12 protein-coding genes and 1 tRNA gene are annotated in these 15073 nt (G+C 30.5%); 1 reads left to right on the forward strand and 12 read right to left on the reverse strand.

Annotation, left to right across the window (positions count from 1 at the left end; genetic code table 11):
• Positions 1 to 75: 75 nt before the first annotated feature.
• Entirely contained in the window at positions 76 to 2028 is a 1953-nt protein-coding gene (locus tag ACXGQT_RS08205) for a putative porin (protein ID WP_457828115.1), read from the forward strand.
• An 87-nt stretch (positions 2029 to 2115) separates the two neighbouring features.
• Here the strand turns inward: ACXGQT_RS08205 and ACXGQT_RS08210 are convergent, their stop codons facing one another.
• The 12 genes from ACXGQT_RS08210 to ACXGQT_RS08265 form a co-directional block, all read right to left on the reverse strand.
• Positions 2116 to 3636 carry a hypothetical protein gene (locus ACXGQT_RS08210; protein ID WP_457828116.1) on the reverse strand — a complete coding sequence of 507 codons (1521 nt, stop codon included), beginning with the start codon at positions 3634 to 3636 and terminating at the stop codon, positions 2116 to 2118.
• A gap of 2 nt (positions 3637 to 3638) precedes the next feature.
• A complete protein-coding gene (gene dtd / locus ACXGQT_RS08215) occupies positions 3639 to 4091 on the reverse strand; it encodes a D-aminoacyl-tRNA deacylase (RefSeq protein ID WP_457828117.1) in 453 nt (150 codons plus the stop codon).
• Entirely contained in the window at positions 4091 to 5029 is a 939-nt protein-coding gene (gene rsgA / locus ACXGQT_RS08220; protein ID WP_457828118.1) for a ribosome small subunit-dependent GTPase A, read from the reverse strand. The genes dtd and rsgA overlap by 1 nt, the downstream gene beginning before the upstream one ends.
• Positions 5030 to 5164: 135 nt before the next feature.
• On the reverse strand, positions 5165 to 6247 hold the full coding sequence (locus ACXGQT_RS08225; RefSeq protein WP_457828119.1) for a chorismate mutase: 1083 nt from the start codon (positions 6245 to 6247) through the stop codon (positions 5165 to 5167).
• Between the two features lie 18 nt (positions 6248 to 6265).
• Positions 6266 to 7114 carry a prephenate dehydrogenase gene (locus tag ACXGQT_RS08230; protein ID WP_457828120.1) on the reverse strand — a complete coding sequence of 283 codons (849 nt, stop codon included), beginning with the start codon at positions 7112 to 7114 and terminating at the stop codon, positions 6266 to 6268.
• Positions 7115 to 7152: 38 nt separating this feature from the next.
• A complete protein-coding gene (locus tag ACXGQT_RS08235; RefSeq protein WP_457830809.1) occupies positions 7153 to 8301 on the reverse strand; it encodes a pyridoxal phosphate-dependent aminotransferase in 1149 nt (382 codons plus the stop codon).
• Between the two features lie 2 nt (positions 8302 to 8303).
• Positions 8304 to 9119 (reverse strand): prephenate dehydratase, encoded by an 816-nt coding sequence (locus ACXGQT_RS08240; RefSeq protein ID WP_457828121.1) that lies wholly within the window; start codon positions 9117 to 9119, stop codon positions 8304 to 8306.
• 470 nt (positions 9120 to 9589) lie between these two features.
• Positions 9590 to 10165, reverse strand: coding sequence for a sugar transferase (locus tag ACXGQT_RS08245; protein WP_457828122.1), 576 nt, complete (start codon positions 10163 to 10165; stop codon positions 9590 to 9592).
• 205 nt (positions 10166 to 10370) lie between these two features.
• Positions 10371 to 10444 (reverse strand) — tRNA-Thr (locus tag ACXGQT_RS08250).
• A gap of 186 nt (positions 10445 to 10630) precedes the next feature.
• Positions 10631 to 11554, reverse strand: a complete 924-nt coding sequence (locus tag ACXGQT_RS08255; RefSeq protein WP_457828123.1) for a phosphatase PAP2 family protein — start codon at positions 11552 to 11554, stop codon at positions 10631 to 10633.
• 196 nt (positions 11555 to 11750) lie between these two features.
• Positions 11751 to 14123 carry a GumC family protein gene (locus ACXGQT_RS08260; protein ID WP_457828124.1) on the reverse strand — a complete coding sequence of 791 codons (2373 nt, stop codon included), beginning with the start codon at positions 14121 to 14123 and terminating at the stop codon, positions 11751 to 11753.
• Positions 14124 to 14131: 8 nt separating this feature from the next.
• A complete protein-coding gene (locus ACXGQT_RS08265; protein ID WP_457828125.1) occupies positions 14132 to 14926 on the reverse strand; it encodes a polysaccharide biosynthesis/export family protein in 795 nt (264 codons plus the stop codon).
• Between the last annotated feature and the right edge of the window lie 147 nt (positions 14927 to 15073).

A 15073-nucleotide genomic window follows, 5' to 3' on the forward strand; every position in this document is an offset into this window, starting at 1 on the left:
TTCCTACTTGTACTGCCCAATATTAATCAAACTAATTCGTTTAAAAAAATTACCTTTGTATTGCAATTACTGAATATGAAAAAATACATCTTCCTTTGGATAGTTTTTATAAGTGTACTACCTATATTTTCTCAGGAAAACGAAATAATAGAAACCAACATAAACATACAAAAAGAAAAAAAATCTGAAGACATTCCTTTAGACAGTATTAAAAACATGTACGGAGGTAGGTATGTTGATTATAAAATGATTACTTATGACCTAGACACCATACAAATTGATACTACTTTAACTATAGATAAATATTTCTCTCATAATTTCACCCATCAAGATGATTTTGAATGGCTTGCTTTTGCCAATCAGGGACAAACTTATAATCAACTTGGATATGATTTTATTAACAACAAAATTACTCCAAAACTGGGGGTTACAGCAAAACAATTTGATTTTGTAAAAACAGAAGATGTTCATTATTATCACATTCCAACACCTACTACAATTTTAAATTATAGATCTGGTTTTACTGGGCAATACCTTAACTCTTTATTTACCACCAACTTTGGAAAACATAACAATATAGCTATTAATTACGATGGTTTAAGGTCTCAGGGAGATTACCAACGTGTAAGAGTTAGTCATGTTAATTACAGCTTTATTTACAGCTATTTTAACCCAACAAAAAGATATCAATTTAGAACACACATTACATCACATAAGTATAGTAATTTTGAAAATGGAGGATTGACAGAAAATTCTATTACGGAATTTAAGAATGATAATCCTGACTTTTCTTCAAGAAGTAGAGTAAATGTAAATTTATCTAGTTCAGAAAGTTTATATAAATCAACTAGATATTATTACGAACACGAATTAAGACTTTTAAACTCTAAAGACAGTTTAGAACAACATTTAACCAATTTAAAAATAGGTCATCATATTAGTTACGAAAAATCTAAATATACTTTTGAATCTAGTGACTCTCAGTATTTTGATAACAATGCTAATATTTATGGAACAAGAGCTAATAGCACAACTAATGATAACACCAACTTTAAAGAAACTGAAAATCAGGTTTATTTAAAATTTAACTCTCCTTGGATTTTAGGTAATTTTAAAGTTTTTAGCAGTCTTTACAACTTTAATCAATCTTATGATAGTATTAAAACAGTTAATACCACAATTATTCCTAGAAACAATACTACTAGTTATACTTCTGCTGGGGCAACATGGAACGGAAAACTGAAAGGAATCTTTTTAAACGCATATGCAGAACAAGTAATTAGCGGAGGAGATTTTGGTAGTAATTTACACGTAAATTCCGGATTTAAGCTCAAAAACAACACTTTAGCAAGGGCTGGTATTCAGTTAAAAACAGCTGCTCCTAATACAAACACAATGTTCTATCAATCTAATTTTAGCAACCTTAACTGGAACCAAAATTTTGAAAACATAGTTTATAGAACTCTTTATGGAAATATTAAAACCAAATGGATTGATGTTGATGGTTATATTCATCAAATAAAAAATTACGTGTATTACAATAGCAATAGTGTTGCAAGTCAACATTCCTCAACAATTGATTATTTAAAAATCAAGGTGAATAACGAATTTAAATTTGGACATTTTGCCTTAAATAACACTATTATGTACCAAAAGCTTGCTCGTGGTAGTGACGTTTTTAGAATTCCTGAATTTGTAACTAGAAATACTTTATATTATCAAAACTATTTTTTTAAAGGAGATCCTTTATTGGCACAAATAGGAATTACCTTTAAATATTTCACAAAATATTATGCAAATGAATTTAACCCTGTGTTGAACGAATTTTACATTCAGAATGACACAAAAATTGGTGACTATCCTACATTTGATGTATTTGTAAATGGAGAAGTAAGACGTACTAGAATTTATTTTAAAGTAGAAAATGTAACTGCTGCTTTAACAGGTAGAAATTACTTTGTAACGCCTAATAACCCTGCAAGAGATCTTTCTATTAGACTAGGAATTGTATGGAATTTTTGGAATTAAACTTATTTTGTTTCTCCAACTTTTTTTGAGTTTAACACTTTTTTAAGTGTTTAAGTAAAACAACATCTTTACAGCAAATAATTAGAATTACCTTTTTACTAGTTGATGAATATTTAATTTTACTCCAACATCTAACAAAACAGGAGTAAAATTACCATTAACGGCTCTTACTTGCCCTAAATTGGTTATAAAACTCCAACGCTTGTTAATTTCTTTTTCAACTCCTAAACTATATTGATACAGCATTCCACTACCTAAATCAATATCACCTCCACCTCCAGCACCTAATAATCCTTTAGCTGTAACTCTCCAAGTATCATTTAAATGATAATAATACTGAAGCCCTAACCAACCTTCTGCATAAGCACCATAATTTCCTTGATAAGCCCATACAGTTGCTCCAATAACACTAAAACTATTATTTAATTTCTTTTCAAGTTCAAAACCAATTAAATTAAAAACTTTATCATAAACCCTTCCTAGTTTATCTTTTTTATTTTCAGAAAAATAAGCTCTATTATAGGTACTAAAACTAAAGTTTTCCTTTTTTAAATTACTAGAGGCTACAATTTCTGAAGAACTAATCTCTGGGTTTTTATACAACTTAAATTTCTTACCAATAGAAATATCTAAATGATTAGATTTAAAATTTCCATTAGGAGCATAAGTATTTCCATAACTCACATTTAACAAATAATCTGAAAAGTTAAAACCTATACCTGCTTCTATTTGAGTTGCAAATCCACCTCCAAACTGCACATTTCCACCTCCTGCTCCACCAAGTAAACCTTTAGCATCTACAGACATCCATTCTGTAATAGGTAGCTGATACCCTACACCAGACAAAAGCATCATAAACCCATCTACTTCCCCTATAAAAGCTCCACCTAATTTTAATATTCCATAAAAATTATGATGATATCCACTTTTTACGGTTGCTCCTATTAATGAAATGATTGGTGCGTTTTTATTTACAGTAACATCTGTTTTTAAAGGCCCTTTTTTATAATTAAATAAATTACTAGAAAGAGCATTTATTTCTATATCATTAAAAAAAGAGGTACTTGTTCCTTGTTTAAGAGTTTTAATACTATTTGCTAAATAAGTATTCATATTAATTGTAGCTCCAACATTAAAATTAAAACTATGAATAGCTCCACTAGGAAAATCTACCAAAGAAAATCCAGCTCTTAAAGATATTTTTTTAGTAACAAAAGCTTCTAAATCTACATGAGGTCTTATCATTAAACCACCTCCATCGGCAGCTCCACTACCACCTCCTCCACCTATAAAAAAACCTGTATCATAAAACAACCAGTCTTTTACTAATGGTTTTTGAATTCCTGTACTAATTCCAAAAACAAAAAGTCCAGATCTGATACCTGTTAAAGCAGAATAAGAATTTACTCCAAAATACCATTCAGGAACTTTATATACTAGCCCAAACATTTCGTATCCATGCCCTATAAAACCTAAATCAGGTTCTCCTTGCATTCCTACAATTTCTCCTGACATACGAATTCTAGACGATAGTTTTTCTACTTCATATTTTTCTTGTGAAAAACTCAAAAATGAGCAGAATAATAAAACACTTAATATTTTTCTCATAGCTATTCTTTATTGTGAGAGTCTATCATAATGGTTACAGGTCCATCATTTATTAAACCAACTTTCATGTCAGCACCAAACTCTCCACTTTGAATTTCTTTCTTTAACAGTTCTTGTAAACGTTTTTTAAAACTTTCGTAAAGAGGGATGGCATATTCTGGTCTAGCTGCTTTTATATAACTTGGCCTATTTCCTTTTTTTGTAAGGGCATGTAATGTAAATTGACTTACAACAATTACCTCTCCATCGATATCTTGTAAAGATAAATTCATCAAACCTTTATCATCTCCAAAAATTCTTAATTTGATGATTTTTTGACATAGCCAATCAATATCTTCCTGAGTATCTTCAGGAACAATTCCTACCAACACTACTAATCCTTTAGCTATTTTAGCTACTTTTTGTTGATCAATAGTAACTGATGCTTCACTAACTCGCTGAATAACTACTCTCATTATTTAAATATATCTTGTCTATAATGTTCCTCATCTTCGCTTAATAATTGAAGATAACTTTCATATCTAGTTTCTGATATCTCTCCGTTTTCCAAAGCATCTTTTACAGCACATTTTGGTTCATTAAGGTGCAAACAATTATTAAACTTACAATCGGATTTTAAGGCAAATAATTCTGGAAAATAATCTGTTACTTGATACTTATCAAAATCTACCACACCAAAACCTCTAATTCCTGGTGTATCTATAATATAGCCTCCAAAAGACAAAGGATACATTTCTGCAAAAGTTGTGGTATGCTGGCCTTGTTGATGTTGTTCTGAAATTTCTTTGGTTTTTAAATCTAAGGTTGGTTCTAAAGCATTCACCAAAGTAGATTTCCCAACACCTGAATGGCCTGCAAATAAACTAACATTGTCTTTCATGGTTACTTTAACAAGGTCTAGGTTTGTTTTTTCGGTGGCAGAAACATCTATACACTTATAACCAATACTACTATAAATATATTTAAAAGCCTCTCTATACTCATCCATTTCTTCGTCATGCGTATCAACCTTATTAAACAATAAAATGGTTTTAATACTATAAGCTTCTGCTGTAGCTAAAAATCGATCAATAAAAGTAGTAGTAGTTTCTGGATTGTGAAGGGTTACAATTAAAAAAGCAATATCAATATTAGAAGCTATGATATGCGTTTGTTTAGATAAGTTTACAGATTTACGAACAATAAAATTTCTGCGTTCGTGAATTTCTTTAACAACTCCTGTTTCTTTTTTGGGCTCTAATTCAAAAGTAACCTCATCTCCTACAGCAATAGGATTGGTACTTTTAATTCCCTTCATTCTAAACTTTCCTGGAATTCTACATTGATGTATTTCTCCATAATCAGTTCTTACTGAATACCAACTCCCCGTAGATTTTGTAACAATTCCATTCATATGGTAAAAATAGTTGTTCCTGTTTATTTATGCTATCCGAAATTAAAAAAGTTATTTATCTCTTAAAATAGACAAATAAAAAGCGGGAACAAATAAAATTGTTCCCGCTTTTTAATATTCAGCATGTATTTCTAATTACTTAGAAGTTACAATTGCTTCTTGTTTGTTAATAGATTCTTGGTGAATTGCTTTAAATACAGCCTCAACAAAATCTTCACTTAATCCAGCTTTTTCTCCAATTGTAATTACTGATTTTAAGATTTCTCCCCATCTAGCATCTTGTAATACAGAAATGTTTTGAGCTTTTTTAACTTGACCAATTTGCTCAGCTACTTTCATACGCTCTGCTAAAGTATCAATTAAGTGATTGTCAATAACATCAATCTCAGCTCTTAACTGTTGTAATTGATCTAAAGTTTCTCCTTCAGCCTTAGGTTTACGAACTTTTAAATCGTTCATAATTTCTACCAAACGAGCTGGAGTAATTTGCTGTGCAGCATCAGACCAAGCATCATCTGGAGTTGTGTGAGTTTCAATCATCAATCCTTCAAAGTTCAAATCTAAAGCAATTTGAGAAATTTCTTGGATTCCTGTTCTATTTCCACAAATGTGAGATGGATCGTTGATGATAGGTAAATCTGGGAATTGACGTTTCAATTCAATTGGTAATTGCCATTGAGGAACGTTTCTATAACGAGTTTTCTTGTATGAAGAGAACCCTCTGTGAATAACTCCTAAATTTTTAATATTTGCTTTGTATAAACGCTCAACACCACCTAACCATAAAGCTAAATCTGGGTTAATTGGGTTTTTAATTAAAACAATTTTATCAGTTCCTTCTAAAGCATCAGCAACTTCTTGAACCGCAAATGGGTTTACCGTAGTACGAGCACCTAACCATAAAATATCTACATCAGCTTCTAAAGCTAATTTTACGTGTGCTACGTTTGCAACTTCAACAGCAGTTAACAATCCTGTTTCTTGCTTTACTTTTTTTAACCATGGTAATGCAACAGCACCAACTCCTTCAAAACCTCCTGGTCTTGTTCTAGGTTTCCAAACACCAGCTCTAAATACAGTAACATCAGTATTCTTTAATTCATGAGCAATTTTTAAAACTTGCTCTTCTGTTTCTGCACTACAAGGTCCAGCAATTACTAGAGGATGATCTAATTTCATATCATCCAACCACGTTCTTAATTCTTTTTTGTTTTCCATCTTAGTAATTATATACTTTTATTTTTGAATTCCGTTTAATACTTCTTTTATATGATTGGTTTCTAACATTGTTTGTTTTAAACCCTCACTATTTTCTTCTGTAATTAAATTCTTAAATGTGATTAAATTATCTATATATTCATTTAATGAACTTAATATATTCTCCTTGTTTTCTATAAAAATTGGAGACCACATATTGGGTGAACTTTTTGCCAAACGCACGGTTGATTCAAAACCAGAACCTGCCATGTCAAAAATATTCTTTTCGTTCTTTTCTTTCTCCAATACAGTTTTCCCTAACATGAAAGAACTAATGTGTGATAAGTGAGATACGTATGCAATATGCTTATCGTGCTCTGCACTGTTCATAAAAATAGTTCTCATGTTTAAAGCATTAAAAATCTGTAATACTTTATCTACTGCTTGCTCACTACTTAATTCTTTATCGCAAATGATATTTACCTTATCATCAAACAGATTATAAATAGCTGCTTCTGGTCCAGAATGTTCTGTACCCGCTATTGGATGAACGGCCACAAAATTAGTTCTTTTTTCGTGATTTTCAACTGTTTTACTCAGTTTCTCTTTGGTAGATCCCATATCAAATACAATTGCATCTTTTTTAATTGTATTTAATACATTTATTGCCAAATCTGATAAATAATTTACTGGTACAGCCAACACCACCACATCACTGTGAGCAACTTGGTTAAAGTCTACTATTTTATCAACAATATTTAGGTCTAATGCTTTTTGAGCATTGGTTTCATTAACATCAATTCCGTGGATGGTATAGCCCAAACGCTTCTTTAATTCCAATGCCAAAGAACCTCCTATTAACCCTAAACCAATTACTGTTACTAACATATTTTTAATACTCTATCTATGCTTTATCTATACTCTATCTATGCTTTAACCCTAGCTAAAACTTGTTCCAGATTTTCTTCTAAAACACATAAGGATAATCTTATATATCCTTCTCCATTACTACCAAAAATAGATCCTGGAGTAATGAATACATCTTTTTCGTATAACATTTTATCTGTCATTTGTTCTGATGTAATTCCTTCTGGCAATTTTGCCCACACAAACATTCCAACATGTGTTTTATTATACACACAATTTAAACTGTCTAATATTTGATAAACAATTTCTCTGCGTTTGTGGTAATGTTCATTAATGCTTTTAAACCAATCTTTAGATAAGTGTAAAGCCTCAATAGCTCCTTTTTGAATTCCGTAAAACATTCCAGAATCCATGTTACTTTTAACTTTAAGTATTTGGTCTAAATATTCTTTGGCTCCTACAAACATTCCAACTCTCCAACCTGCCATGTTAAAACTTTTGCTCAAAGAATTTAACTCTAAAGCCACTTCTTTAGCTCCTTTGTAATTTAAAATACTTTCAGGATTATCGTTTAAAACAAAACTATATGGATTGTCGTTTACTAATAAAATTTGATGCTTTTTAGCAAAGGTGATTAAATTTTGATATACTTTATTTTTAGCCGTTGCACCAGTTGGCATGTGTGGATAATTGATCCACATCATTTTTACTTTTGATAAATCTAATTTTTCTAAAGCTTCAAAATTTGGCAACCAATCATTGTCTGCAACTAAATCATAAAAAACAGGTTCTGCCCCTACCAATTTTGTTACCGATGTATAAGTTGGATAACCTGGATTAGGCACTAATACTTGATCTCCTGGATTTAAAAAAGCCATAGACACGTGCATAATTCCCTCTTTAGACCCCATTAAAGGCAACACCTCTGTAGTAGAATTTAAAGACACATTAAAGTTTTCTTTATAAAAAGCAACCATGGCTTCTCTTAGAGTTGGTAGACCTTGGTAAGATTGATATCCATGTGCTGATTTTTCTGTAGCTGCCTCACTTAATGCCGATAAAACTTTAGCATCTGGCATTAAATCTGGACTTCCAATTCCTAAACTAATAATTGGTTTTCCCGCTGCTTTTAGGCTTGCTACTTCTCTTAATTTTTTTGAGAAATAGTATTCTTTTACGTCTTCTAATCTATTTGCTATTGAAACAATCATTACTTATTGTTTTTGTATTCTCCTAATATTTTTAAACTAGACACCTTTGCTCTTATATCTACCAAAGCATTTTTATACTCCTGATAATCTTCAAACACCAAATCTGCAAAAAAAGCATATTCCCAAGGGGTTTCTATAATGGGTAAAGACTGTATTTTAGATAAATTGACTTTATGATTGGCCAATAACATTAACACCTCTCCTAAAGAACCACTTTCATCTTTTAACACAAATTTTAAAGATGCTTTGGTTACTTGTAAATTGTTTAAAGACTCTTTTTTTTGTAAAATGACAAACCTTGTAAAATTATTTTTAATGGTTTGTATTTGTTCTGACACCATGGTTAAACCATAAATTTCTGCCGCTCTATCACTTGCTATTGCTCCCACTTTTTTTAAGTGATTTTCTTGAATTCTCTTTGCTACTTCAGCAGTATCGGCATCTTCAATTAATTTTATGTGTGGATAATTTTTAAAAAAACTTCTACACTGTAACAAAGCCATGGGATGCGAATATACTTTTTTGATATCTTCTATTTGTTGCCCATCTATGACCATAAGATTATGATTAATTCTTAAATAGTATTCCCCAACAATGGCTAAATCATACTCATCAATTAATGTATAATTTGGAAGGATGGCTCCTGCAATAGAATTTTCAATAGCCATCACCAAAAAATCTACCTTATTATTTAACAAAAGATCTGGCATTTCTCCAAATGTCATGCATTCCGTTAACTCAATTTCCTCACCAAAATAATTTTCGGCTACAATATGGTGAAATGATCCTTTTATTCCCTGAATGGCTATTTTCATTTTTCTTTTTTTGACAAAAAAAAAGTCTCGATAAATCGAGACTTTTAGTTATGCTTTATATATATAATTAACACACGAAAAGTCTCCCCTCTCTGCTAAAGAAGAAGAAATAATAAAATCCGTTTGCGTTAAATAATTTCATGTTCGTAATATAATACGGCAAATGTAAAAATTAAATTTACATTGACAAATATAATTTTGTTTTTTTTGAGAATGGAATGCTGAAACCAGTTCAGCATGACGAAACATTTCCTGTAATATAATACCAAAAAGAAGTACTTGTACCTATACTGTGTACTGCATCTCGTCTTCGCTCGATGACTTATTTCAACCTACTTCTCATAAGTTTCGAACAGATTGTTCAATATCTATATTTAGTAGTTTTTGAGGATGAGATGATGAAACCAATTCAGCATGACGAAACATTTTCTATATTAAGTTCTATAATTCGTTTCGAAATTTACTTGGACTTAAAATTTAAGAACTCTAAAAATTGTTAAATACATGTACTTAAAATCATTTTTAAAGCTAAAGCAACGAAGATAATTTAAGTTTAATTCTATTTTTTTCTTCCAAATGACCTCTCTATTGTATTCTTCTTTATTTTGTTGTTTGTTTAACAACGCTTCCTCATTATGATAAAACAGAGAAGCTGGCCCAGTAAGTCCTGGTTTTAAAGTTAAAATTTTTCGTTCTTCCCCTTGTAGTTGATCTGCAAATCCTTTTATATCAGGTCTTGGTCCAACCAAACTCATATCCCCTATAATAACATTCCACAACTGTGGTAATTCATCTAATTTAGATTTTCTTAAGAAAGACGATAAAGACTTAAAATGTTGTTTTCTATAAATTGTTTTTATTTTAACTATGTTAAACATATTCCCATACTGACCTACTCTTTGTTGTATAAACAAACTATTTTCTCTTGTTAACAAACCAATCACTATTAGTAACAACAGGATGAACCAAGCAAGGCAAAATAAAGCTATCGTAGATAAAACAATATCAATGAATCTTTTTAGTACTATTTGTTGTTTTGTTAGCAAGCTTAGAATTGTTAGTAGTTTGTAGTTAAAATTAACTATTTTATAAGAAACATTGATGATTTATAATTGAATACCCTTTATCTACTGAGTTTACTTTTTACCTCTATTTCAAAAGTTATCATGTTTTACTAAAGAAAAACTAAATGATTATTATTAAAGAAATATTATCATAAAAAAAAAGAGACAACTTTCGTTGTCTCTTAAGAGCCGATAATAGGACTCGAACCTACGACCTGCTGATTACAAATCAGCTGCTCTAGCCAGCTGAGCTATATCGGCGTTGCGGGTGCAAATATAGTTGGTTTTTACAATTCTGCAAATATTTTTTTGATAAAAAATTGTATTTTTTTCAACATAAAAATAAATCATTTAAAATCAAATAATTAGCATATATTTTTCTACTATTTGGCTGAGATTTTGTTTGATGGTCGATGGTCGGGATTCGATGTTGGGGTGCTGAAACAGTTAAAAAGTTGCTACGAGCGTTACACCATTGTATCTAGATGATATTGATGGCATCCACTGAAAAGAAATTTCATTTTCTTTGTTTGGCAGTATTCCTCTAGCTTTCCAACTACTTCTTACTACAGATCTTCCTATTACTGTTCCTATGATTCCTCCAGCAACAACGTCTGACACCCAATGTCTATGGCTTCTTATATCTGACATATAAACAGCAGCCATGAAACCATAGGGAATCCAATAATTATCAAATTCCATTTGGAAGACTTTTGCCATGGCAAAAAAAGCGGTCGCATGTAAAGATGGCAAAGCTGTACCTCTTGGGTCACTTAAAATATATTCTCCTCCTCTAGAGTTAAAAAAATCGTAGGGATTGTCTGTGACAGGATGAAATGACGATGTTTTATTTTTTAAATTTTCATAAGGTCTTGCTCTACCAAAAACTGTTTTAAACACTACATGAGTAATTAAAGTTGAATACACCACAGACTTAAAAGCATTAACAGCTGCATACTGTCCCTTTTCGTAGTCCGTAACTAAAGAACCTAAATAAATTAACCCAGTACTGTAACTCATATAAGCGTCATTTCCTTTTAACCAAGGATTGATGCTATTCTTAAATATATTCAATGTTATTTTTGGAAGACTATAATCTATTCTATCCTCAATTTCTTCTTGATAAAACTGTGTAACCGGTTTATCGACCAATATTAATGCCCCCACAACTCCAGTATACAAAGCTGTTCTTCTCCAATCTTCTGATACATTTTTCCCCATGTAGACAAAATCTGAAGGAATGGTTTTAAATGAGGTTTTGATTACCTCCCCTGCTAAGTTTAGAGTTCTTGGAAAATATGATTTTTGTACTTCTTGAGCTTGAATTAGTGACGTAGTTACTAATAGTATGAGTAAAAATCTCTTTTTCATGAGTTTGGTCTTAGTTTATCTTGCTTTTTTAGGGACTAGATACTGAAACAAGTTCAGGATTACGAAATCTGTTTGGAGTCAACAGTTCTCTGTGCTCAGTTGTTTGTTATGGTTTTCTGTTTTGATGTTCATACTTCGACAAGCTCAGTGCCCCATATTCGATGTTTAAATGTATTGTTTTGCTTATATCAAGCAACTATCTTTTAAACAATCTTTGGAAAAAGTTTTTATTTTCTTCCTCATCTGGATATCCATAGCCCCCATATCCATAAACCCCATATCCATAAACTCTTTCATGATCCATCCCGTTGATTAACATGGCCATATTTGGTAAACGTTTTTCTCTATAAAGTTTCTCCGACAACTCTAACATACGCTTGTCAATATAATTAGCTCTAGCTACATAAACAAACATATCAGCATGTTTACTCATCATTAAAGTATCAGTTACTAAATTTACAGGTGCTGTATCTACAATAATGTAATCATACTGTTCTTTTAACTCTTCAAACATTTTATTCAACCTTTTATTTAGTAATAATTCTGCTGGGTTAGGAGGAACAATCCCTGAACTTAAAATTTCCAAATTTTCATAGCCTGGCAACGGAAATACTAAATCTGATATTTTGTCTTCTTGACCTATTAAATAGTTACTTACCCCACTTCTGTTAGGTAATCCTAAATATTGAGTGATTTTTGGAGCTCTCAAATCCATTCCGACTAATAAAACCTTTTTACCAGTCAATGCTATTGAAGAAGCCGTATTTACAGACACAAAAGTTTTTCCTTCTCCAGAAATGGTTGAAGTCACAAAAATAACTTTTGACTTTTCAGTTACTCCTGACAAGATAAAATCTAAATTCGTTCTCAACAATCTAAAAGCTTCTGCAGAACTGGTCCTACTCCCTTGTTTGATTATTACCTTTTCTTCTGATTTATCAAAAGGAATATCTCCTAAAATTGGAATTGATACGTATTTTTCTAACTCAGATCTAGAATGGAACTTAGTGTCCAACAATTCTCTAATATATATTACCAAAAAAGGAAAAATTACACCTATAAACAAACCTATCAAAGCTATAATAGGTTTTCGGGGAGCAATGGCCCCTTTTGAACTGTAAGCATTATCAATTACCTTAGCATTTGACACCGTGACTGCTATCGATATTTCATTTTCTTCTTTTTTTTGTAATAAGTATGAATATAATTGCGCAATAATTTCTTGTCTTCTTAAAATTGACCTATACTCTTTAACTTGCTGAGGTATAGATGTTATTTTATTTGTATATTCAATTTCTTTGTTCTTTAAAGATCTTAAAGATATTTCTAATTGTTCTCTAGTGTTTTTCAAAGAGCTTTTTATATTTTCTCTCAAATTAACTAGTTCACTATTTAGACTTATTACTACTGGATTAGACAAAGAAGAATCTCTTAAAAGTCTATTTCTTTCTAATAAAACCTTATTATAATTAATTACAGACTCACTTAATTGCATACTAGAATTATGACCTATATTAGCTGGTAATAATTCAAAATTATCATTTTGACTTTCAATATTCTTAATCATAAAATCAACTACTCTTAATTCTGTCTCTTTAGAAAATAAACTTTTTTCATTTTCAGATTTGCCGTCTACAAACACCTGAGATTGAAATTCTAAATCTGTAATTTGTTGATTTTTTTTATATCTCTCTTCTAACCTATCTACTTCTTCTAACTCAGTCTTAACAGATGTTAATCTAGCATCTATAAACTCAGCTGTTTTAAGCCCCACTTCATTCTTGTCATCTATAGACATTTGGCTATATAAATTAACTAATGTATTTAGCACCAATTGAGCTTTACTTTTTATTGGATGATTTAGTGTTAACGAGATGATATTAGATCCTTCATTAACGGAGGTTATAATTAAACTCTTTTTATACTTTTCAATAGAAGTATCTATATTTGAAAAAGTAATTTTATAAAAATTATTTTTATCAACACTGTAAACATTATTCGTTGGGACTAATAAAAACTCATATTCACCTAACTTAAGTTTTTGACCAAAATTAGACTCTAACCATTCATCCGATTCTTCTACTTGATACTTAAAACTATATTGATTAATAACTTCAATATCTACTATTGTATCTAATGTATAAAATTCATTCTGATTGGATAATACTTGATGTTTAAACGGTATTGTTTGAAAAACCTCAACCTCCTTTAATCCTTGTTCTTGATAAACTTCAAAATTTAGATTTAACTTTTTTACCATTGCTACTCCTAAGGTTCTCGATTTTAAAATTTCTATTTCATCAAACACATTGCTTTCTGCCCCCATGCCTAAAGAAGTTAAATCTTGAAATACTTTTAAATCGGAAGAAGCTCCACCATCTTGTTTTATTAATATAGCTGCTTTGGTTTCATGTATATTTACCTTAGACTTTGCATATAAAACAGCTATAGACAAACAGATAATTATAGAAACTAAAAACCATTTCCAATGGATTAAATATTTTTCGATTTCAGCTCTGATATTTATCGTATCGTTTTCTTTTGTGTATAAATTATTATTGTTTTCCATGAGAATAACTATCGTGTTAAAAGAGATATTATAGTAATTAACAGACCAGTCGCTGAAATGATATATGAATTGGTGGGTGAACTTATAGAAGCGTTTACTTTAGGTTTGTTAGGCTCTATATACAAAATATCATTTTGTCTTAAATAAAAAGTTGGAGAATTCATTATTTTTTTACTAGTTAAATCTAGGTTATAATACTCTAGTTTATCTCCATTCTCCCTTATTAATTTAATATCATTTCTTTTTCCATGTATAGTTAAATCTCCTGCCAAACCTATGGCTTGTAATATTGATATTTTATCTCTATTAATTGTATAATCACCTGGTTTATTCACTTCTCCTAATACTGATACTCTGAAATTTACTAATTGTACATTTGCTTTTACATCTGGTAAAAAGGGTTTTAATTTTTTTTCTAAATATTGTTCTAGACCAACCCTTGTTTTACCTGTAACAACCAATCTCCCCAACTGAGGAAAACTTATACATCCTTCTCGATCAACCAAATAAGATTGTTGTTGCTGTTGACCATTTGCAGAAACACTACCTGTATTAAATGCAGTAATCGTTAAATTAAAAGGCCTTGCTGCTTCTGGATTTATTGAAGAAATATTGATTGTTATTCTATCATCGGGTTTGAATGTTGGAGCTGAAAAAGTTACCTCTTTTATCTCTACAGGATTAGCACTCCCATCTCCTTGTTGTATATCTTGTAAATAAACAATATCTTTTCTAGAGGCACAAGACACCATTAAAAGAGTTATTAATAATGAACTTAAAAACCAAACATTTGTTTTTTTCATAGAGTAAATTTTATGTCGCTAATATAATTCATCTTGAGTAAAATGGCTTAAGTTCCACGTATTTTTTTGATTAGTTTTTTTTATTTAAATCTAAGACAAAGATTGTGTAAAAAATAAGAAATGAGGTTGAGTATAGTCCATTCGATG

The sequence above is a fragment of the Wenyingzhuangia sp. IMCC45467 genome, assembly GCF_054111205.1.